Here is a 24,287-nt window from a genome sequence, read left to right as displayed (position 1 = left end):
CGTGTGTACCGAAACAGTCTTCGCGACTGAAGTCGCTCCCACAGGGTGCGCTTCTACCGATCGGCCGTCACGTCCACGGCTACATCATCGAAGAATGCCTGCACCTGCGCCAGTTCGTTCGTTCGCGGCATCGGCGGCAGGCTGGCCAGGAACAGGCGTCCATAACCCTTCGTGGTCAGCCGCGGATCGCACAGCACCAGCACGCCGCGATCGTGCACGTCGCGGATCAGCCGGCCGGCACCCTGCTTCAACGCGATCACCGCGCTGGGCACCTGCCAGCCCATGAACGGGTTGACGCCGGACTGCTCCAGCGCCGCCAGCCGTGCCATCAGCACCGGATCGTCCGGCGCGGCGAACGGCAGCTTGTCGATCACCACCACGCTGAGCGCCTCGCCGACCACGTCGACGCCTTCCCAGAAACTGGCCGCACCCAGCAGCACGCCGTGGCCGCTGGCACGGAACTCCTCCAGCAGTCGCGGCCGCGGTGCGGTGCCTTGCACGAACAGCGGCCAAGGCACTTTTTCCTGCAGCAGCTCGGCGGCGCGGCGCAGCGCGCGATGCGAAGTGAACAATAGGAACGCCCGACCGTTCGATGCCTGCAGCACCGGCAACACCGCCTCGATCACCTTGTCGATGTAGTCGCGCGCATTCGGGTCGGGCAGCGCGGGCGGCAGGTAGCACAGCGCCTGCCGGGCATAGTCGAACGGGCTGTCCAGGCTCAGCGTGCGCGGATCGTCCAGCCCGAGCTGGCGGGCGAAGTGGTCGAAGTTGCCGGCGACCGACAGCGTGGCCGAGGTATGGATCCATGCCGCCTGGGTGCGCTCGCGCAGGCCGCGCATCGGCACGGCCAGGTCCAGCGGCGTGGCGTACAGCGCGAAGCCGCGCGGGTACTGCTCGTACCAGCGGACATCGCGATCGCCGTGGCCTTCGACGATGCGGTCGAGCCGCGAGGTGAACAGCACGGCGCGTTCGTGCAGGTTCGCGAAGCCGCGCGAGCGTTCCGCCTGCGAGGCGAGCAGTTCGGTCAGCGTGGCCAGCAGTTCGCGCAGGTCGTGCAGCGCCCCGGGCACGCCGGCGCGGTCCTCCAGTTGCTGGAACGCGCCGCGCTGCGGCAACGGATCCATCGCCAGGCGCAGGCGTCGCGCCGCATCCTGCAACGCCTCCACCGGCTCCAGCAGCAACCCGATCGCACCGGTGACGCCGCCGCATTCGGCCAGCGCATCCTGCGCCAGCTCGGTCAGCTGGCGCGCGCTGATGCTCTGCGAGAAGAACTGTCCGGCCAGTTCGGGAATCTGGTGTGCCTCGTCGAGGATGAAAGCCGCCGCGCCGGGCAGGATCTCGCCGAAGCCTTCCTGTTTCAGCGCCAGGTCGGCGAACAGCAGGTGATGGTTGACCACCACCACGTCCGCCTCCAGGGCCTCGCGGCGGGCCTTCACCACGTGGCAGTCGTCGAAGAACGGGCACTCCACGCCCAGGCAGTTTTCCGGCGTCGAGGTGACCCGTGGCCACAGCGGCGATTCCTCCGGCACCTCGGCCAGCTCCATCCGGTCGCCGCGACGGGTGCGCGCGGACCACGCGCGGATCGTCGCCAGCTGCGCCGCCTGCGCTCGCTCGAAAGTGGCACCCTCGCGCACGGTCTGGTCGAGCCGGTACAGGCACAGATAGTTCGCGCGCCCCTTCAGCAAGGCAGTCTTCAGGCGGGCGCCCAGCACCGAACGCACCTTCGGCAGATCGCGGAAATACAACTGATCCTGCAGCGCCTTGGTGCCGGTGGAGATGATCACCCGCTCGCCCGACAGCAGCGCCGGCACCAGATAGGCATAGGTCTTGCCGGTACCGGTGCCGGCCTCGGCGATCAGCGTGTCGCGTGCGGCAATCGCCTGCTGCACCGCCCGCGCCATCGTCTGCTGCGCCTCGCGCGGGGCGAAGTTCGGCAGTTCGCGGGCGAACGGGCCTTCGGCGCCGAGCAGGGCTTCGACGTCATCGCCGTCGTTGGTATCGAGATCCATCATCGACGCAGTATCGCCCAGCACCGGCAAGCGGCATACCCGTGGCAGCCACGGCAGCTGGCAGGGGCCGGCGGATTGATTCACCATGGCCGCACAACTCAACAGGGGAAACGCATCATGACGACCGAATTGTGCCTGCTGACGGCGAGTGTCGCGCTGGGACTGCTGCAGATCGTGATTGCCGCCACCGGTTCGACGGTGCAGCGCGGACTGGGCTGGGCGACCAGCGCGCGCGACGGCGATGCCAGGCTGCTGACCGGCGTCGTCGGGCGTCTGGATCGTGCCCGCGGCAACTTCCTGGAAACCTTCCCGCTGTTTGCGGCGGCCGTGCTGCTCGCGTTCGCCCTGCAGCGCCACAACGGCATGATCGTGCTCGGCGCGCAACTCTACTTCTGGGCGCGCGTGGCCTACGTGCCGGTATACGCCGCCGGCATTCCCTACCTGCGCACGCTGATCTGGACGGTCAGTATCGTCGGCATCGTGATGGTGCTGGCGGCGTTGTTCTGACTTGCGCCGGCCCGCCGTGACGACGGACACCGGTGACACGGTCGCAAGCGCGTGGTTCGGATCGAACTTCACCCGGCTGCATCCGCTGCTGCAGTCATTGCATCGCCACGGCGGACGGCTGCGCGGCCCCGTCGAGGTTTCGTTCGGGCGCGGCCTGGCGGGCGCGACGGGCCGCCGGATTGCGCGCCGGCTCGGCATTCCCCCGGAGGCGGGAACCCACCAGCTCGAGGTGACCATCAGTCATCACGACGGACTGCTGCACTGGGATCGGCGCTTCGATCAGGGACAACGCTTTCCGTCGACCTTTCTTCCGCTCGGCCACTGGCCCGACGGTTGCTGGATCGAGCAGACGGCCGCGATCGCATTGCGGCTGCAGGTCGATGTCGTTGACGGCGGCTGGTACTGGCGCTGCATCGGCGCGCAACGCGGTCGCTGGCGCCTGCCTCGCTGGCTGTTGCCACGCAGCGAGGCGTTCAAGCGCGTGGAAGGCGGCCACTACCGCTTCAGCGTCAGTTTCGCCTTGCCCCTGCTCGGCGAGGTACTGCGCTACGGCGGACTTCTCCTCGCCGTGACCGATTGACTCAATAGCGCGGAACGCCGGCCTTGTGGCATGCCTGCACATCCTTGCGCGCCGTAGCTGCACCGAAACGATCACCGGCCTGCAGACGTGTCTCCACGATGGTCTGCCAGTTGCGCGCACACAGCGGGCCCAGTTTCGGGCCCAGCGACCACGACTGCCGCGCCAGCTGCTCGGCGCGAGCGAAATCCCGCATGCCGATCGCCGCCTCGGCGCGCTCCTGCAACAGGTCGGGTGCGTCCGGATTGAGCTTGATCGCCTGATCGAGCTTGCCCGCGGCGTCGGCAAACCTGCCCGTCTGTTCGTCGTGTTGGGCGGCATCCTGCAGCGCGGTGACCGCCGGATCGCGCAGCGGGTTGACGCTGATGATCGAGGTTTCGTGCTCGCCTGCCGCACGGATGGAGGCCACCAGATCGTGGCTCGGCGTCGCCGGCGGTCGGGCCGCCGGAGGCTTGGAGGCAAACAGGCTGCAGCCGGCGGCCAGCATGGCGAGCAGCGGCACGGACAACAGGCGAAGACGCTTGAACGGGAGCGGCATGATCAATTCCTGGTCGGGGTGCCGGAAGGTTGCGCGGGAGGGGGCGTGCCGCCATTCGGCGGCGGATGGTCACCGCCGCCGAACAGGCTTTGCACGCCCTGCCAGAAACAGCCTTCGGTATCGGCAGGCAGGCTGCCGGCAACCACCGGCACCTGCTGCGCCCCCTGGCATTGCGACTCGGTGCGCTTGCCGTCGGCCGGGTTGACCCAGGCCATTTCCAGACCGGCGCCGGGCGCCGCCGACAGCGGTCGGGTGGGCAGCTTGGAGAACAGGTCGCGCCAGGCGCGCAGGCCGCCGCTGGCACCGAACAGGGTGGTCGGCTTGTTGTCGTCGCGGCCCAGCCAGAACACCGCCAGGTGTTCGCCGGTGAACCCGGCGAACCAGCTGTCGCGCATGTCGTTGCTGGTGCCGGTCTTGCCGGCGGCATGCAACCAGGCCAGGCCGGAATTGCCGATGGCGCTGGCGGTGCCGTATTCCGCCACCTGCTGCATCGCCCAGGTGGTCAGCCGCACCGCCTCCTGGTATTCGCCGTTGCCGCCCTGCACCTGATAGCGCTTGATCGTGCGGCCATTGCCGTCGAGTACGCCACGCACCGCCACCAGCGGCAGCGCGTGTCCGTCGGCGGCCAGGTACTGATACAGCTGGGTCACCTGCAGCGGAGCCAGGTCGATCGCACCGATCAGCAGCGAAGGGCTGGGGTTGACGTCGGTGAGGCCGAACGATTCGAGGAACGAGACGATCCGCGGCAGGCCTACTGCCATGCCCAGATGAATCGTCGCCAGGTTCCACGAATGCGCCAGCGCATCGACCATCGTCAGCGGGTCGTGGCTGCGGTGGTCGTCGTTCTGCGGTGTCCAGGTGCTGCCGTCGGGCTGGCGCATGCTGACCGGGCCGTCATCGAGCAGAGTGGCCAGGTTCCAGCGCTCGGGCTGGGTCAGCGCCACCAGGTAGACGAACGGCTTGATCGTCGAACCGATCGACCGGCGCGCGTCGAGTGCGCGATTGAAGCCCGGATCACCCGGCGTGCTGCTGCCGACCACGGCCAGCACGCTGCCACTGTGCGCGTTGGTCACCACCGCCGCCGCCTGCACGCCGTTGCCGCGCTTGCCCAGGCTTTTCAGCGTGCTGGTGATCGCCTGCTCGGTGTACAGCTGGGCCGCCGGATCGAGCGTGGTGAAGATCGACAGGTTGCCCTCGCGCAGGGCCTTCTCGTCGAAGTCGGCGGTGATCTGCTTGCGCACCAGATCCATGAACGCGGGGAAGCGGTTGTGTGGCAACTGGCCATTGCTGACGACATCCAGCGAGGCGGCCTGGGCGGCATTGAGCTGCGCGGCGCTCAGCAGGCCCGTGTCGGCGAACTCCTGCAACACCAGGTTGCGGCGGACCAGCGCACGTTTCGGCGAACGGCGCGGATCGTAGTAGCTCGGCCCCTTGACCATGCCGACCAGCAGCGCGATCTCCTGCGGGCGCAGGTCCTGCAGGCGGCGGCCGAAGTAGAACTCCGACGCAGCGGCGAAACCGTGCACCGCCTGGCCACCCTGCTGACCGAGGAACACGTCGTTGACGTAGGCCTCGAGGATCCGCCCCTTGCTGTAGTGCGCCTCCAGCAGCAGCGACATCAACGCCTCGTTGATCTTGCGCGTGAAGTTCTGGTCGCGACTGAGGAACAGGTTGCGCACCAGCTGCTGGGTCAGCGTCGAGCCACCCTGCACGGTATGCCCGGCTCGCAGGTTGGCGAACGCGGCGCGCGCGATCGCACCGAAGTCGATGCCGATGTGATGCTTGAAATTGCGGTCCTCGACTGCCTGCAGGCCATTGATCAGCAAAGGCGGCACGTCGGCCAGACGAACGAAGCGGCGCTCTTCCTGGGTGGCGCCGTAGAGGGTGGCGATGCGCGCCGGATCCAGATGCGCCAGGGCGATCGGCTTGCCGCTGCGCGCATCCTCAACCGACTGCACGATGCCCCTGCCGAGCGTCACCTGGATGCGCTTGGGCAGTTCGCCACCGTCGGGCCCGGCGTAGCCGCGCGAGGAAATCGTGTAGTGCACGCCATGCTTCACCCAGCTGCCGGCCACCTCGCCGTGTCCGTCGTGGCTGTAGCCGGCGAAGGTGAGCTCGAGCTCCAGCGCCGCCGGTGTCATCGGCACCCCGGCAGCCAGCGGCAGTGGCCGTGCGTAGACTCGCGTGGGCACCGCGAATACCAGGTCGCTGAAGCGATCCTGCACGCGCTTGTTCAACACCAGTGTGTAAGGCAGCACGAAGCCGAACAGCAGGCCCATGCCGATCCAGAACGGGATGCGCAGCCATGGCCAGCTGCGGCGTGCGAACGAACGAGTGCGGGTCAGAAAAGCCAACGTGGGGGGAATCCGGCAATCAGGAGGGTTCGATCATAGGGCCTGCATACCGGCGCGCATATGAACGCAGCGGCCGATTTGCGGGCAAAACGCGGGCAATGCGGAAAGTGTGCGTCAGCGCGGCGGGATCCACATCGACGACTCGGGCTGGAACGGTCTCGGATGGACACCGAGCAATCGGTGCAGTTCACCGTTGTCCGCCACCAGATCGCTGTCCAGGCGGCTCAGCGGGCCACGCAACGGCGGCAGCAGTTGCCGTCCCATGCGCAGCAGCCACGCCGGCAACGGCAGCGGTACGGTGGCGCGCGGCAGGCTGCGGCGCACCCGCGCAAACATCTGTCCGCTGGGCAGTCGCTCGCCGCCGCCGATCGGAAGAATCTGCCCGCTCGCCGCCGGGCAGTCGAGCGCCGCCAGCACCGCCTGCGCGATATCGTCGGCATGCACCGGCTGGCGCAGGCCCTGGCCGGACGGCAACGGGAACAGCCGCAGGCGCATCGCCCGGCGCGCGATCGGGGTCAGGCTGCGGTCGAGCCCGGCACCGTAGACCAGGGTCGGTCGCAGCACGGTCCAGGCACAACCGTGGCGGGCGCAGGCCGCGGCCAGCGCGATCTCGCCATCGCGCAGCTGACGGGAGATCTCGCGTTCCGCCGGCACCGCCGAATCGCGTTTGGTCTCCGCGCTCATCGAACTGGTGGCGATCACCCGCGGCGCGTCGCTCAAGCGCGCCTGCGCCAGCCAGCCGGCCAGCGCCTGCAATGGGCCGAAACTGATGATCGCCGACAACGCCGGCAGCGCCGGCACGGCATCGGGCAGCGCCCCCTGCAACCACTGCACGCCGGACTGCGGCGGTCGTGGCTGCCGGCTCAGCGCCAGGATCGGTTCGCCGCTGGCCAGCAGTCGGGGCAACAGGAAATGACCGATCTGGCTGCTGCCGCCGAATACCAGTACCGTCATGCGGCGCTCACCGGCCACCCTGCAGTCGGGCGGTCAGATCGAGCACGCGCGGATGATTCGGCGCCAGCTTGCGCGCATGATCCAGCGACTGGCCGGCACCGATGCGATCGCCGCTGGCCAGCTGTTGCTCGGCCTGATCCAGCCAGGCAGTGGCCAGTCGATCGCTGAGTGCAGCCTGCGCGGCGTCGCCCGGCGAAAGTTCGCCCAGGTCGGCCAGCATGTCGCCGGCCTGGGCCAGCCTGCCCGCCGCCAGCGACTGGTTGAACTGCTGCTCGACCTGGCCGGGCAAGGCCTGCAATCCGCGCAGCGCCACCGCACTGTTGCCGTCGATCGCCAGCGCGCTGCGATACAGGTCATAGGCGCTGTCACCGGGCGGAGTCATGATGTTGCCGTGACTGGCGGCCACCTGGGCGCGCTGCACCAGCTGGGCCACCGCTGCGCTCTGCTGCGGCGACAGCACGGCTGCCGCCAGCGGCGCTGCCGGTGCACGCTCCTGCCCGGTCGTCGCGGTCGCCGTCGAGTGCGCGCTCATGTTGTCCAGGCGCGCCCGCGCCGCCGCGAGATCCGCCGATTTCGGTGCCAGCTCGGTCGCCTGGTCGAGCAGTCTGGCGGCCTGCATCGCGTCGCCGCCGTCGATCGCCGCGTTCGCCTGCACGGTCAACGCCTGCGCGACCCGGCCCAACCCGGCCCGGGCCTGTGCATTGTCCGGGTCGAGTGCCAGCGCCGCCTTGAAATGGGCCAGCGCGGTGTCGTCGCCGGCGCCCGCGATACGGCCGGCACGCAGCGCGTCCTGACCCTGCTTGATGGCTGCGTCCAGCGCGCTGCTGTCCTGCTTGCGCGCCTGCGCCTGCAACGCACGCAATGCCGGCAACGCACCATTGTTCGGCTGCAACGCGGCCAGTTGCTCGATGCGCGCACTGGCCGTGGCGTCATCCTTCGCGTCGAGTGCCTTGCGCGCCTGCATCGCCAGCGCGTAGCCCACCTGATCGAGCCCGTGCGCCGCCACCGCATTGTCGGGATCCGCGTGCAGCACACGCAGGTACAGCGCCCCGGCGCCATCGGTACCATCCAGCTTGCCGGCGGCGAACGCCTGCTGTGCCTGATCGACCAGGTCCACCGTCTTCACCTGGGTCGCGTGTGCATGGCTGATCAGGCTGTCGAGCCGGTCGACGTCGCGGCCGCCGCCAAGCAATTCGCGCGCGACCGCGGCCTCCTGCGCGGCCTGGGTCAGCTGACCGGCTTGCAGCGCCTGGTCGGCCTGTACCAATTCTGCCTGGCCTACCTGACGCAGGCCGGCGCGAGCGAGGTCGTTGTCCGGCTCCAATGCCACCGCTTTCTGGAACAGCTCACGTGCGCTGGTGCCGTCCTGGCCGTCCAGATGGCCGGCCTGCAATGCCTGTTGCGCCTGGGTCAGCACGTTGTTGAGATCGGTGCGTGGCAGCAGGCCGCGCAGGCGGCTCTGGTTGAGCCAGAGCGCGCCGACCAGCACCATCGCCAGCAGCAGCAGAAACGGCAGCAGCCATCGGCGTCGTTTGCGGCGCGCCTGCGACGCCGCCCGGGTGCTGCGCGAGCGGCGCGGCTCGACCGTGACCTGGGGCAAGCCATCGCCCGCAGGCACGCGCGGCGCGTCCGGGCGATCGAGCTCACCCAGGGTGGGCTCGGTGCGAAGATGGGGGCTTGCGTTGTACGGGTCTCGGCGTCCGCTCATGATCCATGGCTGTCAAGGCTTGCCGGGCAAGCTTAACATCGGGCCGCGCACCGCCATGCCGCCGATGCTCCGGCATTGCAGGGGCATTCAGCCGACGCCGACCCGCCGCACATCCACGACATTCGGCAGCGCCAGCAGCTTGCCGAGCAGGGTCGACAACTGCTCGAAGTCGCGCACGCGCAGGGTGAAGCGCATCTCCACTTCGCCGGTCTGCGCGAACAGGCGACTGGACGAGGCGATGATGTGGGCACCGGCATTGCTGATCACGCCGGTGACGTCCTTCTGCAATTCCTTGCGATCGTAGCCGCGCAGCTCGATGTCGACCTCGTAGGCCTGGCTGGCGGCACTGCCCCAGCTCACGTCGATCACCCGGTCCGGATCGCGCCGCGCCAGCCGCGCCAGGCTGCCGCAATCGGCCCGATGCACCGACACGCCGCGACCCTTGGTGATGAAACCGCGCACCGGATCGCCCGGCAGTGGCTGGCAACAGCGCGCCAGCGTCGTGAGCAGGTTGCCGACCCCCTCGATCGTCAGCGCGCTGTGGTCGAGCGCGGGGAGCCGCGCGGTCGAGCCGGTCGGCGCGATCGCCGCCGGCGCGGGCTGGGCAGCCTCCTGCAGGACGCGGGCAATCTGGCCGCTGGTGATTTCCCCGAGCGCCAGCGCCACCAGCAATTCGTCCTGGGTCTGCAGGTGAAAATGCGCGGGCAGGCGCGACACGTCCGCACTGGACAGCGCCAGCCGCTTCAGCTCGCGCTCGAACATGTTGCGCCCGACGCTGAGGTTGGCGTCATGGGCGATCCGCCGGAACCACGCGCGCACCTTGTCCTTCGCCCGCGAGGTATGCAGGTAGCCGTGATGCGGCGACAGCCAGTCGCGGCTGGGCTCGCCCAGCTTGGTGGTGAGGATCTCCACCCGATCGCCGCTTTGGGGCTGGAAGGTCAGCGGCACGATGCGGCCGTTGACCTTGGCGCCGCGGCAGCGATGGCCCACCTCGGTGTGCACCATGTAGGCGAAATCGAGCACGGTGGCGCCGCGCGCCAGGTCGAACACCTCGCCCTTGGGCGTCAGCAGGTAGACCCGGTCCTCCAGCAACTCGGTATGCAGGTCGGCGGCCAGGGTGCTGTCGTCGTCGCCGCGCGGCTCCAGCAGCTTGCGCATCCAGGCGATCTTCGCCTCGAACTCGGCGTCGCCGCTGCCGCCCTCCTTGTAGCGCCAGTGCGCGGCCACGCCGAGCTCGTTGGCGCGATGCATCTCGTGGGTGCGGATCTGCACTTCCAGGGTCTTGCCGGCCGGGCCGATCACCGCCGTGTGCAGCGATCGGTAGCCGTTCGGCTTGGGCCGCGCGATGTAGTCGTCGAACTCGTTGGGCAGGTGCGGCCAGCGCGCGTGCACCACGCCAAGGGCGCCGTAGCAGTCGGTGATGTTGTCCACCAGCACGCGCACCGCGCGGATGTCGTACAGGTCGGAGAAGTCCAGCGCCTTGCGCTGCATCTTCTTCCAGATCGAGTAGATGTGCTTCGGCCGTCCGGCCAGCTCGGCATGGATGCCGGCGACGGCCAGGGCGCGCTGCAGTTCGTCCAGCGATTCGCGGATGAAACTCTCGCGGTCACTGCGCCGCTCGTCGAGCAGCTTGGCGATGCGCCGATAGACCTCCGGCTGCAGGAAGCGGAATGCCAGATCCTCCAGCTCCCATTTCAGCTGCCAGATGCCGAGTCGATTCGCCAGCGGCGCATGGATATCGCGGGTCAGCCGCGCCAGCGCGGCCGCCTGTTCGGGCGGCAACGCCGCCGCCGCGCGCATCCGCGCCAGCTGCCGCGCCAGCAGCACGAACACCACGCGCAGGTCGCGCACGATCGCCAGCAACAACCGGCGCAAGCCCTCGGCAGCGCCCTCCGGTGGCCGCTGCGCATGCAGCGCCCAGACCTGCTCGGCCGCCTGCTGACCCGTGACAAGCCGGCGCAGCTCGTCCGGCAGCTTGCCGCTGCGCGCGGCCCACAGCGCCGGGTCGACCCGGGCCAGCTCGAACCACAGCGCCGCTGCCTGGGTCTGCGCATCGCACCCCAGCATCGCCAGCAGATCCAGTACGTCGCAGCACTCCGCTTCGTTCAGCAGCTGCGACTCGGCCACCTCCAGCACATCGGCCAGCGGCGGCGCCAGCGTGCCGGCACGATCGCGCCACTGGGCCAGCCGGGAAGGTTTTGGGGGTTGAGCCATGTCGCCAATGTCCTTTGCGTGGCCCCATAGTAACGACAGCGCGGCAGGATGAACGCCGGATACGCGGATGGCACCGGTGCGATAACAGGACGCTTGGCTTGGGCATGGCTTACCGCGCAGAATCGCCACTTGCCTTCCGCGTCCAGAGGATTCACCCGATGATGATCCGTCCACGTCACCTGATGCCGTTCGTGCTGGCGCTTGCGCTGTGCGGCCTGTCCGCGCATGCCCAGCAAACCGGCGGGCTGCAGCAGCGCATGAGCCAGGCCGAGTTCGAGGCCGCGGGTCTGGACAAGCTGTCGCCGCAAGAGCTGCAGAATCTCGACAACTGGTTGCACACGCACGGCCAGGTCACCACCAAGATGGTCGACTCCAGCGGCGAACCGGTGTTTTATCCCGGCAAGAAGAAATACAGCAAGATCGAGGCCCATCTGGTCGGGCATTTCGACGGCTGGCACGGCAACAACGAGATGACCCTGGACAACGGCCAGGTCTGGAAGCAGATCGGTTCGGATGCGCCGATGTGCATGAACTCGGACAACCCGGCCGTCAAGGTCAAGCCTTCGCTGATGGGCAACTGGCTGATGTACGTCAAGGGCTGCAACGATACCGCCCACGTGCGACGGATCCGCTGACCGGGCCGGTCAATCCAGCGCTGCCAGCGCCTTCGCCAGCCGCTTGGCCGACACCGGCTCGGCGGTCTTCAGTTCCTGCGCGAACAGCGACACGCGCCATTCCTCGATCAGCCAGCGCAGTTCCTCCAGGCCCGAGGCATCGGCACCGGCGGCGCGATGCTGCAGGTACGCCCGCCAGTACGGCATGACCTGCAGCATGCGTTGCTGATCCTTCGCCGGATCCTGGCGCAGCCGTTCGCCGCGCAGGCGCATCGCCTTCAGATAGCGCGGGAAGTGGGCCAGCCGCGTTGTCGGCAGTTCGCGCAGGAAGCCCGGCGTGAGCAGCGCATCGAACTGCTCGCGCAGGTCGTCGTAGCTGGCGCGGGCGAAGCCCAGCAGCGGCGGCTGCAGCCACGGTTTCAGTTCGGCCTGCGCCTCGATCACCGGCTCGGCCAGCTTGAGGCGTTCGACGCCGGCACCAAACAGTTCGCGTGCGCACTGCACGCGCAACTGCTCGAACGCAGCGGCGGTACGCACGTCCAGTTCGTGGCGCTCGAGCAGGTCGCCGAAGCCGCCTTCCAGCAGATCCTCGCGCAGCCCGTCCACGCTCCCCAGCGGCGCGTACTTCAAGGCCAGTGCGTTGCCGATCGGCAGGCGCCGGCGCGCCTGCTTGGTTTCGCTGGCCAGCGCATTGCGCAGCAACCGCACCACACCGTGCCGGTGCGCGTCGCGTGCCTCGTCGCTGCGTTCGAACACCCGCAACGCCACCGTCTCGCCCAGGTCGACCAGCGCCGGAAATGCCATCAGCCCGGCATCGGAACGCACCTGCGCGGGGATCTCCGCGAAGTCCCAGCTGGCGACTTCCTCGCGGCTCAATTCGATATCGGTCTTGCGCGAAAACGCCGCGCGCGCCTGGCCTTCCCATTGCCCGCGCAGCACGGCCAGGTCACGACCGCTGGCCAGGGTCTCGCCCGGCGCGGACGAGGCGTCCGCGTCATGCAGCCGGTAACGCATGCGAAAGTGCGCCGGCAGGTCGATGCCGGCGAATTCCGCCGCGCTCACCTCGACCCCGGTGGCGCGTTTCAGGAAGCCCGCCAGGGCCTTCGCCAGCGGCTCGTCGCGGGGTGACTCCGCCTCGGCGAACGCCCGTGCGAAGTCCGGCGCCGGCACGAAGTTGCGTCGCAACGCCTTGGGCAGGCCGCGGATCAGCTCGGCCACCTTGTCGGCCAGCAGGCCGGGCACCAGCCACTCGCAACGCGCGGCAGGCAGGGCATTGAGCATCGCCAGCGGCAGATGCAGGGTCACCCCGTCGGCCTCGTCGCCGGGCATGAAGCGGTATTCGAGCTTGTAACGCTGCGCGCCGATCTCCAGCGTCGCCGGGAAGGCCTTCGCATCCAGCCCGCTGCCGCCGACCAGCACGTCGTCCAGCGACCAGCGCAAGGCCGCCTGCTCGGCCGGGCGCGCGTTGCGATACCAGGCATCCAGCGCGCGGCTGCTGGCAATTTCCTCGGGCAGCTTGCCTTCGAAGAACGCCACCAGATCGTCCTCGTGGCGAATCAGTCCTTCGCGCCGCTGCTTCGCCTCGATATCGGCCGCCTCCTGCAGCACGCGCTGATTGGCACGCACGAAGTCCGCAGCCGCTCCTGCGCGTCCTGCGCCCGCGGCACTTGACCTTCCCTGGTCGGCGCGGCTGTCGATGTCGCCGCGGGTCAACGCCTCGCGCAGGAAGATCGCATGCGCCAGCGCCGGATCCTGCGCCTGGAACGTCACCGCGCGCTTCTCCACCAGCACCAGTCCGAACAGGCTGACCTGTTCCCAGGCGACCACGCAGCCACGCTTCTTCGACCAGTGCGGATCGCGGCAACTCGTGCGCAGCAGATGCGCCGCCTGCTGCTCGATCCACAGCGGCTCGACCCGCGCGTTCGCCATGCCCCACACGCGCCCGCCGACATCGAGGATCTGCGCCGAGAAAATCCAGTTCGGCGGCGCCTTCGCCAGCGCCGAACCGGGAAACACCTGGAACTTGCGCTCGCGCGTGCTCTGGTACACGCCCTTCTCGTCCTTGCGCCCGACCTGGGTCGGCAGCCCGGCCAGGAGGCAGCGGTGAAGTGCCTCGAAGAGGCGCGAAGCCGCTGCCTCCTGATCAATAACCGGCTCTTCGCGTTCGCCCCCTCTCCCCTGCGGGGAGAGGGTTGGGGTGAGGGGCGGGTGCTCGCGCGAAACTCTCCTGTCCGTGCTCTTCCGTGCCGCTACCGCGTTGACTCGCGGAGTCTGCCGCGAGCGCGCCCCCTCATCCCAGCCTTCTCCCCGCAGGGGAGAAGGGGCAGAGCCGCTGGCCTCCAACTGCCAGCCCAGCTCCTGCACCACCAGCAGCAGCTGCCGATGCAGCTCGCGCCATTCGCGCATGCGCATGAAGCTGAGGAAATGCCGCGAGCACCAGTCGCGCAGCTTCGACTGGGTGAGTTCCTCGTGCACGTCGTGATAGGCGCGCCAAAGATTCAGCACGCCGACGAAATCCGAGCTGGGGTCGGCGAACACGGCATGGGCCGCGTCGGCCTGCTGGCGGGCGTCGGAGGGGCGTTCGCGCGGATCCTGGATGCTCAGGAACGACACGATCGTGAGCACCTCGCGCAGCGCATGCCGTTTCTCGCCCTCGACCAGCATGCGCGCCAGCTGCACGTCGATCGGCAGGCGCGCCAGCGTGCGACCGGTCGCGGTGAGCTTGCGCGCCTCGTCGATCGCCGAGATTTCGGCGAGGCGGCGATAGCCGTCGGCGACCACGCGCGGATCGGGTGCCTCGAGGAACGGGAACCGGTCCACGTCGCCCAGCTGCAATGCCAGCATGCGCAGGATCACGTTGGCCAGCGACGAACGCAGCAGCTCCGGATCGGTGAACGCGGCGCGGCTGGCGAAATCCGCTTCGTCATACAGGCGGTAGCAGATGCCCGGCCCCACGCGGCCGCAACGACCCTTGCGCTGGTCGGCGGCGGCCTGCGAGATCGGCTCCACGTGCAGCCGTTCGAGCTGGCTGCGCTGGCTGTAGCGCTTCACCCGTGCGGTGCCGGTGTCGATCACGTAGCGGATCCGTGGCACCGTCAGCGAGGTCTCGGCCACGTTGGTGGCCAGCACCACGCGGCGCTTGATGCCGGGCTTGAACACGCGATCCTGGTCGCCGGCGGAGAGCCGCGCATACAGCGGCATGATCTCGGTCTCGCGGTATTGCCGACGCGACAGCAGCAGATGCGTGTCGCGGATCTCGCGCTCGCCGGGCAGGAAGATCAGCACGTCGCCGCGCGGGTCGTCATGGCTGATTTCGTCGAGCACGGCGGCAATGTGTTCGGCGCTGCCCTGCTGCATGTCCTTGCTGCGTCCCTGCCGCGCGGCGACTTCGTCGAGCGAGCGCCAGCGCAGCTCGACCGGATGCGCGCGCCCCTCCACCTCGACCACCGGCGCGCCGTCGAAATGCTCGGCGAAGCGCGCGGTGTCGATCGTGGCCGAGGTCACGATGATCTTCAGCTCGGGCCGCTTCAGCGCCAGCTGCTTCAGGTAGCCGAGCAGGAAGTCGATGTTGAGGCTGCGCTCGTGCGCCTCGTCGATGATGATGGTGTCGTACGCGCCCAGCCAGGGATCGCCCTGGGTCTCGGCCAGCAGGATGCCGTCGGTCATGAACTTGATCAGGCTGCGTTCGGAGACCTGGTCGTTGAAGCGCACCTGGAAGCCGACGATCTCGCCGACCGGGCTGCCCAGTTCCTCGGCTACCCGCCGCGCCACCGAGCGCGCGGCCAGCCGGCGCGGCTGGGTGCAGCCGATCATGCCCGCCTCGCCGCGACCGGCCGCCAGGCACAGCTTGGGCAGCTGGGTGGTCTTGCCCGAACCGGTCTCGCCGGCGATCACCACCACCTGGTGCTGGCGGATCAGCTCGATGATGTCCTCGCCGCGGGCGCTGATCGGCAGCGATTCGTCCAGCCGGATCGGCGGCTTCGCTTCCACCCGCGCTCGTCGTTTGCCGGCCGAACGCTCGATATCCGCCTGCAGCGCCGCCAGCTTTCCTTCGTCCGGCCGACGGGTCAGCACGCGCCAGCGCCCCAGCAGGCGACCGAAGTCGCGGCTGGAGACCGTATCGAGCTGCCGGCGCAGGGCGCGCAGGCCGGGGTCGGCGGCGGAATCGGAAGCGGGCATGCGGATATCGTTCATCGGGCCGCCCATGATAGCCGCTGGCTATCGGCAACATCGGCAGGATTCATTTCCACGCCGTCGCTCGACCCGCTAGTGTCTGCAAACAGCATTCCCCCTCCCGGAAGGAGCAGCACATGGCCATTTCCATCGGTATCGCCAGGAAGGACCGCGAAACGGTCGCCAAGCATCTGTCCAAGATGCTGGCCGACACCTATTCGCTGTACCTGAAGACCCACAGTTTCCACTGGAACGTCACCGGACCGCAGTTCAACAGCCTGCACCTGATGTTCGAGGCGCAGTACAACGAGCTGTGGCTCGCCGCCGACGAAGTCGCCGAGCGCATCCGTACGCTCGACGTGTTCGCCCCCGGCTCCTACAGCCAGTTCGGCAAGCTCACTTCGATCAAGGAAGAGGCGGGCGTGCCGGAATGGAAGGAGATGGTAAGCCAGCTGGTCGAAGGCCACGAGATCGCGGCGCATACAGCCCGCCTGGCGACCAAGGCGGCCGCCGGTGCAGGCGACGAGGGCACGGCCGACATGCTCACCGGCCGGCTGAAGGCGCACGAGAAGACCGCCTGGATGCTGCGCTCGCTGCTGAAATAGGCGGCTCGCGGCACCAGAAGAAAAGGCCCGTCGATGACGGGCCTTTTCTTTTTGCCGATTTGCTTCGCGGACTCGTTCAGCCCTTCGGCGCCGGCCCCTTCACCGCGATGACGAAGCCGTCCGGGCGGATGTGCTTCGCGTACGCCTGCTGCACGTCCTTCGCGCTGAGCTTGAGGTAATGCTGGCCGGCAATCGTCATCGCATCCAGCGGCTTGCCTTCGATCGACAGGTTCAGCAGCTGGCCGCCGATCGCGCCGAAGCTGGACTCGCCCAGCGGGATCTGCCGCAGCAGGATGCCCTTGGCGCGCTTCAGTTCGGTCTCGGTCACCGGCGCCTGCTGCATCTGCTTCAGGTCGTGCACCACGATGGCGCTGGCCGCCGCGACCTTGTCCGGGTCGGCACCGAACGACACGGTGTAGGTACCGCGATGCGCGTCGAGGTCGAAGCTGGTGCCCACGTTGTAGACCAGCCCGCGGGTATCGCGCAGGTCGTGGTACAGGCGCGAGGCGTAGAAGCCGCCACCGAGCACCTGATCGCCCAGATTCAGCGCGAACCGGGTCGGGTCATTGCGGGTCACGTCCAGGGTCTGCGCCATGTCCACGCTGTCCTGGCTGGCGCTGGCGTCCGGCGCGTTGAACTGGCCGGGCCGGTTGGCCGGCACCGCGGCGTAGTCCACGTCGGGCCTGGCGCCGTCCGCCTTCCAGTCGCCGAATGCCTGCTCGACCAGCTGCCGGGCCTTCGCCGGATCGACCTTGCCCACGATGACGATGGTGGTCATGTCCGGTCGGAACGTTTTCGCGTAATAGCTCTTCACCTTGTCCAGCGTCAGCGCCATCACGTTCTGCGGGGTGGCGTGGCGCAACTGCGGATCGTTCGCCGGCAGCAAGGCCTTGCCCAGGCCCAGCTGGGTGAGGAACTCGGGCGACTGCAACTGGCCGGCGACGATGCCGGCCACCTGGTGTTGCACCACCGCGAACGCCTGCGCGGGCATTGCCGGATGCAGCTCGTTGTCGGCCAGCAGGCGCAGGCCCTCGGCGAAATGCGCGGACGGCACCGCCAGCGAAAAGCTGGTACCCGCCGATTCCGTCGCGCTGATCCCGTCCAGTGCCTGCTGCAGCTGCAGCCGGTTCAGGCCGGTGCTGCCGAACGGGAACAGGCCGTCGAGCACCTCGGCCACGCCCTCCTCGCCCTTGCCCGACTGCAGGTCCTGGTTGGTCTTGACCCGGCCGAACAGTTCCACCGTGTCGCTGATCGACTCCGGCTGCACGATCAGCTTCAGCCCGTTCGGCAAGGTGTACGAGGTCGGCTTCAGCGTGGAAGGCGGCACTGCCAGCCTGGCGAACGCCTGCGCGGCCCAGGCCGGCAACTCCACCGGCTTGTCCGGGCTGGAGGCGAAACTCTCGGCGCCACCGAAGCCCTTGCCGGCGATCGGCTTGCCGGAACTCTCCGGAGTGAGGATCGCGGTCACGGCATGCGCCGGATCGAACGTGGCCCGGGCCAGCGCGTCGACCGACACGGGGGTGACTGCCTCGATCGCCTGTTTCATCGCGTCGGGCGATTCCAGGCCCTGGAATGCCAGCGCGCCCGACCAGGCATTGGCCAGCCCGTCGACCGAGTTCTTCTTGAACTCCAGCTCGGCGATCGCCTTGCGCTTGGCCGCCTCGACCAGGGCCGGGTCGATGCCCTTGCTGGCAGCTTGAGCGAGGATGGCCTGCATCCGGGCCAGGATCGGCTGCGGATTGCCGCCCCGGGGGAAAATGCCCACGGCCATGCCGAACCCGGCCTGCGGCATCAGGTTGGCGCCGAACGTGCCGTACAGCGCGGTGCCGTCCATGCCCATGCCGAACAGCGCCGCACGCTGCGAGGCCAGCGCACTGCCCAGCACCATCGCGGTGGCGTAATCCTTCGACTGCGTGCCGGGCATGCGATAGCCGAGATATACCGAGCCATATGGGCTGTCGGTGGGCAGCTTGATCGTCTTCGCCTGCACCGGTTTGAACGCGAACGTCGGCCGTGCCGGCAGGGCCTTGCGTGCAATATCGCCGAACTCGGCCTTGACCGTCGCCAGCGTGGCGACCGGGTCGACGTCGCCGGCAATCACCAGGATCGCGTTGTTCGGCACGTACCAGCGGTCATGGAATTGCTTCAGCATCGCCGCGGTGGTCTTGTCGAACGAGGCCCGCGTGCCCAGCGGCGTGTGCGCATAGGGCGTGCCGTCGAACAGCCGTGCCTGCAGCTGCTCATAGAACTTGTACGAGGGGTTGGACAGGTCGCGCGAGACTTCCTGCTCGATCGCCCCACGCTCCTTCGCCCAGGCCGCCGCGTCCATGTCCACCCCGCGCATGCGCAGGCTCTGCACATGCAGCGCCACGTTCAGATCCTGCGATGGCGCCACGAAGTAGTACTGGGTCACGCCCTGGGTCGTGTCGGCGTTGAACGCCCCGCCCATGTTCGCCGCGATCGCTGCCAGCTGATCCTTGCTCAGGCCCGGACTGCCACGGAACATCATGTGCTCCACCGCATGCGCGGTGCCCGGAAAACCGGCCGGCACCTCGTCCGAACCGGCCAGGTAATTCATCTCGGTAGTCACCACCGGCGCCAGCGCATCGCGCACGATCACCACGCGCAGGCCGTTGTCGAGGGTGGCGCGGGTGACGTCGGCTGTGCCACTCGCAAGAGCACCGCCGGCACTCAATGCCAGCGCGATCGCGGTGGTCAGTAGCACAACTCGTTTGTTCATCAGGTTTGTCCTTGCAGGTGAATTGGATGTCAGGCCGAGGCATCAGGCGCGCTCCCGACTTGCCGCAACGCCGGCTTGTCGCAGTCGGACTCTTGTGTCCAGGCACACTCGTCAATCCGACCGTGGGTGGCCACTCAACGTTCCCGGCGGCTGCCGGGTGAGGGCACGGGCCGGAATCGGCGTGCTGCATCCAGGGGGCGGCCGGCAACGTGACGACCGCTGCGAGCAGTACGGCGACGATGCCGGAAAACTTCTCTTTTTCAGACTTCATGTTTCGGCGACAGGGGTCTATAGGAAATATTCGCGGTTGTGGATCCCCGCAAGAAAATGCAGGACCGGCGACGGCCGGGGATCGCCTCGAGGCCACTGCGTCGAAACAGGAGCGTAGGAGGCGGATGGCGGGCTCCCTGACGGCTCTTCCCGAGCGAGCCCCGAGCGGAGTCGCGTAAGCTGACGGCGGCGTGTGCGACGGAACGGTCGCGGCCGACCTGAGCCACCCGTTACTGTCCCCCCCGGGGCCGTCCTGGCCTTTCCATGATCGACGCGCTTCCGGTCAAAGGAGCATGGGTCCACCACGTCGACGATATCCGTCGACCAGACCTCCCCCGGGCCGGCTGTCGCACCGGTCATGGCTGGACTTCTGACCTTGCGCTGACCGGCCGGCCCGGGGTTTATTGGCCGCCGGCCCCACATTCGTTAAGCTCCTCAGGCTTCATTGCCTGTTGCGCAGGCTCCCCCGGGAATTTTCTTGAGCGCTACCGCAACAAACCACGACAGCCGCTATCCCCTGTTCACCGCCCTGGTGCTTGCGCTGGTCGTGGCCGCGATGAATATCGGGCTGTGGTGGTGGGGCAACCTGCCGCACGGGCCGGAGGACTGGCACGGCGAGATCGACGGCTTCGCGCTGTCGGTGTTCCAGCGTTACCAGAGCCCGCTGAAGGGAGACTTTCCCACCGACGAGCAGATCGACGGCGACCTGAAGCTGCTCAGCCGGTACACCTCGCGCGTGCGCACCTATTCGATGCTGCAGACCCCGCAGTTGCCGCGGCTGGCCGAGAAGGAAGGCCTGAAGGTGATGGCCGGCGCCTGGATCGACCGACGGCTGGGCAACAACGAGAAGGAAATCGAGACCCTGATCGCCCAGGCGCGGCACTACCCGGGCACGATCAACCGGGTGATCGTGGGCAACGAGGCACTGTTCCGCAACGACGTCACCCCCGAGCAGATGATGGCCTACGCCGACCGCGTCCGCGCCGCGCTGCACCAGCCGGTGTCGATCGCCGAGCCGGACTACATCTGGTTGAAGTACCCGGAGCTGGTCCAGCACGTGGACTTCATCACGATCCACCTGTTTCCGTTCTGGAACGGTGTGCCGCTGACCAATTCACGCGGCGACAAGCTCGCCGTGAACCAGGCGATCGGCGCCTACGAGGCCATCCGCAGCCGTTATCCGGACAAACCGGTGGTGGTCGGCGAGATCGGCTGGCCATCCAACGGCGACCGGCATGAATATGCCTCGCCGTCGGTATCCAACGAGGCGATCTTCCTGCGCACCTGGTTCAACGTGGCCAGACGCGACCACATCGACTACTACGTGATGGAAGCGTTCGACCAGCCGTGGAAGGAAGGCCTGGGTGAAGGCCGCACCGGTGCCTACTGGGGCATGTTCAATGCCGATCGCCAGCCGAAGTTTCCGTTCACCGGCCCGGTCACCGAGGACACCGCCTGGCCGTTGAAGGCACTGGCGGCGGCACTGCTCGCGCTGGGCCCGATGATCTGGTTCGGCCGCCGCTTCAGCCGCTTCAAGCTGACCGGACGGTTCTTCTTCGCCGCCCTGATCCAGCTGGCCTGCGGGTTGATCGTGTGGGCCGCCACGCTGCCGTTCAATTTCTACCTGAGCTGGATCGACTGGACCATGCTCACGCTGTTGTTCCCGGCACAGATCGCGATCCTGGCGATCCTGCTGATCAACGGCTTCGAGTTCACCGAGGTGCTGTGGCGCCCGACCTGGATACGCCATGGCAGCATGCTGCGACCGGATCGGCCGGACCGTCAGCCGTTCGTGTCGATCCACCTGGCCTGCTACAACGAGCCGCCGGAGATGGTGATCGTCACGCTCGATTCGCTTGCTGCGCTGGACTACGCCAACTACGAAGTGCTGGTGATCGACAACAACACCAAGGACCCGGCGGTGTGGAAGCCGGTGCAGGAATACTGCGAGAAGCTGGGCAAGCGCTTCCGCTTCTTCCACCTGGAGCCGTGGCCCGGCTACAAGGCCGGCGCGCTGAACTTCGGCCTGAAGGAAACCGACCCGGCTGCCGACGTGGTGGCGGTGATCGACGCCGACTACGAGGTGCGCCACGACTGGCTGGCCACCCTCACCGGTCACTTCCACGACCCCAAGGTGGCGGTGGTGCAGTGCCCGCAGGCGCATCGCGAGTTCGAGCACAACACGTTCCGCCGCATGACCGCGTGGGAGTACGACGGCTTCTTCCGCATCGGCATGCACCACCGCAACGAGCGCAACGCGATCATCCAGCACGGCACCATGACCATGGTCCGGCGCAGCGCGCTGGAAGGTACCGGTGGCTGGTCGGAGTGGACGATCTGCGAGGACGCCGAGCTGGGCCTGCGCCTGATGCATGCCGGCTACGACCTGGTCTATGTCGACGAGCTGATGGGCAAGGGCCTGACCCCGGCCGACTTCAAGGCATACAAGAGCCAGCGTTACCGCTGGGCGTTCGGCGCGATGCAGATCCTCAAGGGCCGCTGGAGCTGGATGGTCAGACCCGGACCGCTGTCGGCCGGCCAGCGCTTCCATTTCCTCACCGGCTGGTTCAGCTGGTTCGCCGACGCGCTGCACCTGATCTTCACCCTGATGGCGCTGTTCTGGACCGCCGGCATGGTGGCGTTCCCGCAGTACTTCAGCCTGCCGATGCAGCTGTTCCTGATTCCGGTGATCGGCTTCTTCTTCGCCAAGGCGATCTTCGGCATCGTGCTGTACCGCGCCCGCGTGCCGTGCAGCTGGCGCGACACGCTGATGGCCTCGCTGGCCAGCATGGGCCTGTCCCATGCGATCGCCCGCGGCATCCTGCACGGGCTGACCCGCGAGAAGACCTCGTTCGTGGTCACCGCCAAGAGCCGTCGCCTGGGCGGCAGCAACTTCGCCGCGTTCGCCCCGGTGCGCGAGGAGCTGCTGATGGCGATCGCGCTGGCGCTGTGCATCGTCGGCATGGCCGCGGGCTACGGCACGCGCTACCTCGAAAGCACCTTGTGGATGATCATCCTCGCGGCGCAGTCGATCCCTTATGTGTCGGCGGTGATCGGCGCCTGGATCGCGCACAAGGCGGGCGACAAGGCCGGTTGACGGCGCCTGCCGATGCGGCGTCGCTCGTATCGGCAGGCGAAGCGGGCGCTGCGACGCTGCCGCTGAAGGCATCCCGCGCTTTCATGCGAAGCCCACTCCGACTTGGGTAAGCTGCCTTCACTCCCGCACACGCCCCGAGGATGGATCCCCACGCATGCGCCGATCTTCCCGACGCCCGAGCCTGCTGCTGTCGCTGTTGCTGCTGGCATCGCAGGCGCATGCCGGTGTGCAACTGGTGGTCGACGGCGTCGCGGATCCGCTCAAGGCTGCGGTGATCTCGGGCGTGGAACTGTCGCAGTATGCAACCCGCCAGGTCAGCGCGGCACAGGTCACGCGGCTGGTCGAGCGGGCGCCGGGACAGGTGCAATCGGCACTGCAGCCCTATGGTTACTATGACGCCGGCGCCAGTACCGACCTGCGGCAGCTCGGCGAGAACTGGCAGGTGACCCTGCACGTGAAGACGGGCGAGCCGGTGAAGGTCACGTCGGTCGAGGTGCAACTGGACAAGGCCGCCGCCGCCATCGCGCCGATCCGGCGGGCCCGGCGCACGCTCGAACGACTGCAGGGCCGCACCCTCGATCACGGCACTTACGAGACCGCGCGCGATGCCCTGAGTGCCCAGCTCACCGCCAACGGCTTCCTCGATGCGCGGCTGGTCACGCACCGGGTCGAAGTGACCCGCGCCAGCCACAGCGCCGCGATCAAGCTGGCGTGGCAGGCCGGACCCCGCTACCGCTACGGCGAGGTGCGCTTCGAGGGCTCGCAGTTCAACGATGGCTTCCTGGATCGCTATGTGCCGTTCAAGTCCGGCGATTACTTTTCGCAGGATCAGCTGCTGGAGCTGCAGCAGGCGCTGAACGGCGCCGACTATTTCGCGGTGGTCGACGTGCTGCCGGACGTGGACACGGCCAGCAACGGCAAGGTGAATGTCACCGTGCAGCTGACCCCGGCCAAACGCACGATCTACACCGGCGGTCCGTTCATCGGCACCGACACCGGCTTCGGCCTGCGCGGCGGGATCGAGCGACGCTGGGTGAACCGGCGTGGACACAAGTGGAAGAGCGAGCTGGCGATCGCGCAGCGGCTGAAGACGCTGTCCACCCAGTATTCGATCCCGCTGCCCGGCGAGGACCAGCGCAGCTACAACTTCGGCGCGAACTATCGCGATGCGGACACCGACACGTCGCAGTCGCGCACGCTCGAACTGGTCGCCAACGAGAGCCGCCAGTGGCATGGCTGGGTCCGCAGCGTGGGCGTGCATGCGCTCGCTGGCACGTTCACCGTGGGGCGCCGCGGCAACGAACCGGAGAACACGCCGGGGATCGATCACGGTCGCAGCACGCTGGCGTTCGGCGAGGCCTCGCTGACCCGCAAGCAGGCCGACAACCCCACGTTCGTGCGCCGCGGCTGGTCGATCAGCCTGGCCGCGCGCAGCACCGCTGGCAGCCTGCTGTCCGACACCCGCTTCAGCCAGCTGACCGCCGACGCCAAGTGGATCCGTGCATTCGGCGCCAGGCAGCGCAACCGGCTGATCCTGCGCGGCAGCGCCGGCACGACCTGGACCGGCGACTTCAGCGCGTTGCCGCCGCAGTTGCGCTTCTTCGCCGGCGGCGACCGCTCGGTACGCGGCTACGGTTACCAGTCGATCGGCCCGACCAACAGCTTCGGTCGCGTCATCGGCGGCAGGAACCTGCTGGTCGCCAGCAGCGAAGTCGAGCATTACTTCACCCGCAACTGGGGCATGGCCGCCTTCGTCGACGCGGGCAACGCGTTCAGCGGCACCGATTACCGGCCGAAGATCGGCGCCGGCCTGGGCCTGCGCTGGCTGTCGCCGGTGGGCATGGTCCGGGTCGACCTCGGCACGCCGATTCACGACGCGCATCGCCATGGCATCGAGCTGCACCTGGTGATCGGGCCGGACCTCTGA

Annotated in this window: 14 protein-coding genes; 6 read left to right on the top strand and 8 right to left on the bottom strand. The window is 68.2% G+C overall.

From position 1 onward, the window contains the following. Positions 1-53: 53 nt before the first annotated feature. Positions 54-2,012, bottom strand: a complete 1,959-nt coding sequence (locus ACFPPA_RS02885; RefSeq protein WP_377319431.1) for an ATP-dependent DNA helicase — start codon at positions 2,010-2,012, stop codon at positions 54-56. Between the two features lie 114 nt (positions 2,013-2,126). On the opposite strand from ACFPPA_RS02885, the gene ACFPPA_RS02880 reads away from it, so the two are divergent. Next, complete coding sequence (locus ACFPPA_RS02880) at positions 2,127-2,516, top strand: MAPEG family protein (RefSeq protein ID WP_377317088.1); 390 nt, start codon at positions 2,127-2,129, stop codon at positions 2,514-2,516. 16 nt (positions 2,517-2,532) lie between these two features. Next, on the top strand, positions 2,533-3,096 hold the full coding sequence (locus ACFPPA_RS02875; RefSeq protein ID WP_377317086.1) for a DUF4166 domain-containing protein: 564 nt from the start codon (positions 2,533-2,535) through the stop codon (positions 3,094-3,096). A 1-nt stretch (position 3,097) separates the two neighbouring features. Here ACFPPA_RS02875 and ACFPPA_RS02870 read toward each other — a convergent pair whose 3' ends face one another. The 5 genes from ACFPPA_RS02870 to ACFPPA_RS02850 all read right to left on the bottom strand — a co-directional run bounded on the left by ACFPPA_RS02870 (position 3,098) and on the right by ACFPPA_RS02850 (position 10,861). Next, on the bottom strand, positions 3,098-3,631 hold the full coding sequence (locus ACFPPA_RS02870; RefSeq protein WP_377317084.1) for a tetratricopeptide repeat protein: 534 nt from the start codon (positions 3,629-3,631) through the stop codon (positions 3,098-3,100). Positions 3,632-3,633: 2 nt separating this feature from the next. Then, a complete protein-coding gene (gene mrcB, locus ACFPPA_RS02865; RefSeq protein ID WP_377317082.1) occupies positions 3,634-5,985 on the bottom strand; it encodes a penicillin-binding protein 1B in 2,352 nt (783 codons plus the stop codon). A gap of 114 nt (positions 5,986-6,099) precedes the next feature. After that, positions 6,100-6,939, bottom strand: coding sequence for an NAD-dependent epimerase/dehydratase family protein (locus ACFPPA_RS02860; RefSeq protein ID WP_377317080.1), 840 nt, complete (start codon positions 6,937-6,939; stop codon positions 6,100-6,102). A 7-nt stretch (positions 6,940-6,946) separates the two neighbouring features. Next, positions 6,947-8,647 carry a tetratricopeptide repeat protein gene (locus ACFPPA_RS02855; protein ID WP_377317078.1) on the bottom strand — a complete coding sequence of 567 codons (1,701 nt, stop codon included), beginning with the start codon at positions 8,645-8,647 and terminating at the stop codon, positions 6,947-6,949. 87 nt (positions 8,648-8,734) lie between these two features. Continuing rightward, on the bottom strand, positions 8,735-10,861 hold the full coding sequence (locus ACFPPA_RS02850) for a bifunctional (p)ppGpp synthetase/guanosine-3',5'-bis(diphosphate) 3'-pyrophosphohydrolase (RefSeq protein ID WP_377317076.1): 2,127 nt from the start codon (positions 10,859-10,861) through the stop codon (positions 8,735-8,737). Positions 10,862-11,019: 158 nt separating this feature from the next. On the opposite strand from ACFPPA_RS02850, the gene ACFPPA_RS02845 reads away from it, so the two are divergent. Continuing rightward, entirely contained in the window at positions 11,020-11,496 is a 477-nt protein-coding gene (locus tag ACFPPA_RS02845) for a hypothetical protein (protein ID WP_377317074.1), read from the top strand. Positions 11,497-11,505: 9 nt separating this feature from the next. Here ACFPPA_RS02845 and hrpA read toward each other — a convergent pair whose 3' ends face one another. After that, positions 11,506-15,654 carry an ATP-dependent RNA helicase HrpA gene (gene hrpA / locus ACFPPA_RS02840; protein ID WP_377317072.1) on the bottom strand — a complete coding sequence of 1,383 codons (4,149 nt, stop codon included), beginning with the start codon at positions 15,652-15,654 and terminating at the stop codon, positions 11,506-11,508. 131 nt (positions 15,655-15,785) lie between these two features. Between hrpA and ACFPPA_RS02835 the strand changes: the two genes are divergently transcribed. Then, complete coding sequence (locus ACFPPA_RS02835; protein WP_377317070.1) at positions 15,786-16,253, top strand: Dps family protein; 468 nt, start codon at positions 15,786-15,788, stop codon at positions 16,251-16,253. Positions 16,254-16,329: 76 nt separating this feature from the next. On the opposite strand, the gene ACFPPA_RS02830 is transcribed toward ACFPPA_RS02835, so the two are convergent. Next, the gene (locus tag ACFPPA_RS02830; RefSeq protein WP_377317068.1) at positions 16,330-18,993 is read right to left on the bottom strand and encodes a M16 family metallopeptidase; all 2,664 of its coding nucleotides are present in this window, start codon (positions 18,991-18,993) and stop codon (positions 16,330-16,332) included. 748 nt (positions 18,994-19,741) lie between these two features. On the opposite strand from ACFPPA_RS02830, the gene ACFPPA_RS02825 reads away from it, so the two are divergent. Both ACFPPA_RS02825 and ACFPPA_RS02820 read left to right on the top strand, forming a co-directional pair. Next, positions 19,742-22,360 (top strand): glycosyltransferase family 2 protein, encoded by a 2,619-nt coding sequence (locus ACFPPA_RS02825; RefSeq protein ID WP_377317066.1) that lies wholly within the window; start codon positions 19,742-19,744, stop codon positions 22,358-22,360. A gap of 154 nt (positions 22,361-22,514) precedes the next feature. Further along, on the top strand, positions 22,515-24,287 hold the full coding sequence (locus ACFPPA_RS02820) for an autotransporter assembly complex protein TamA (RefSeq protein WP_377317064.1): 1,773 nt from the start codon (positions 22,515-22,517) through the stop codon (positions 24,285-24,287).

The sequence above is a fragment of the Rhodanobacter ginsengisoli genome, from assembly GCF_042657065.1.
GTDB classification, from domain to species: domain Bacteria; phylum Pseudomonadota; class Gammaproteobacteria; order Xanthomonadales; family Rhodanobacteraceae; genus Rhodanobacter; species Rhodanobacter ginsengisoli.
Note: the sequence above shows the minus strand (reverse complement) of the source record. Positions and strands in the feature narration are given on the sequence as shown.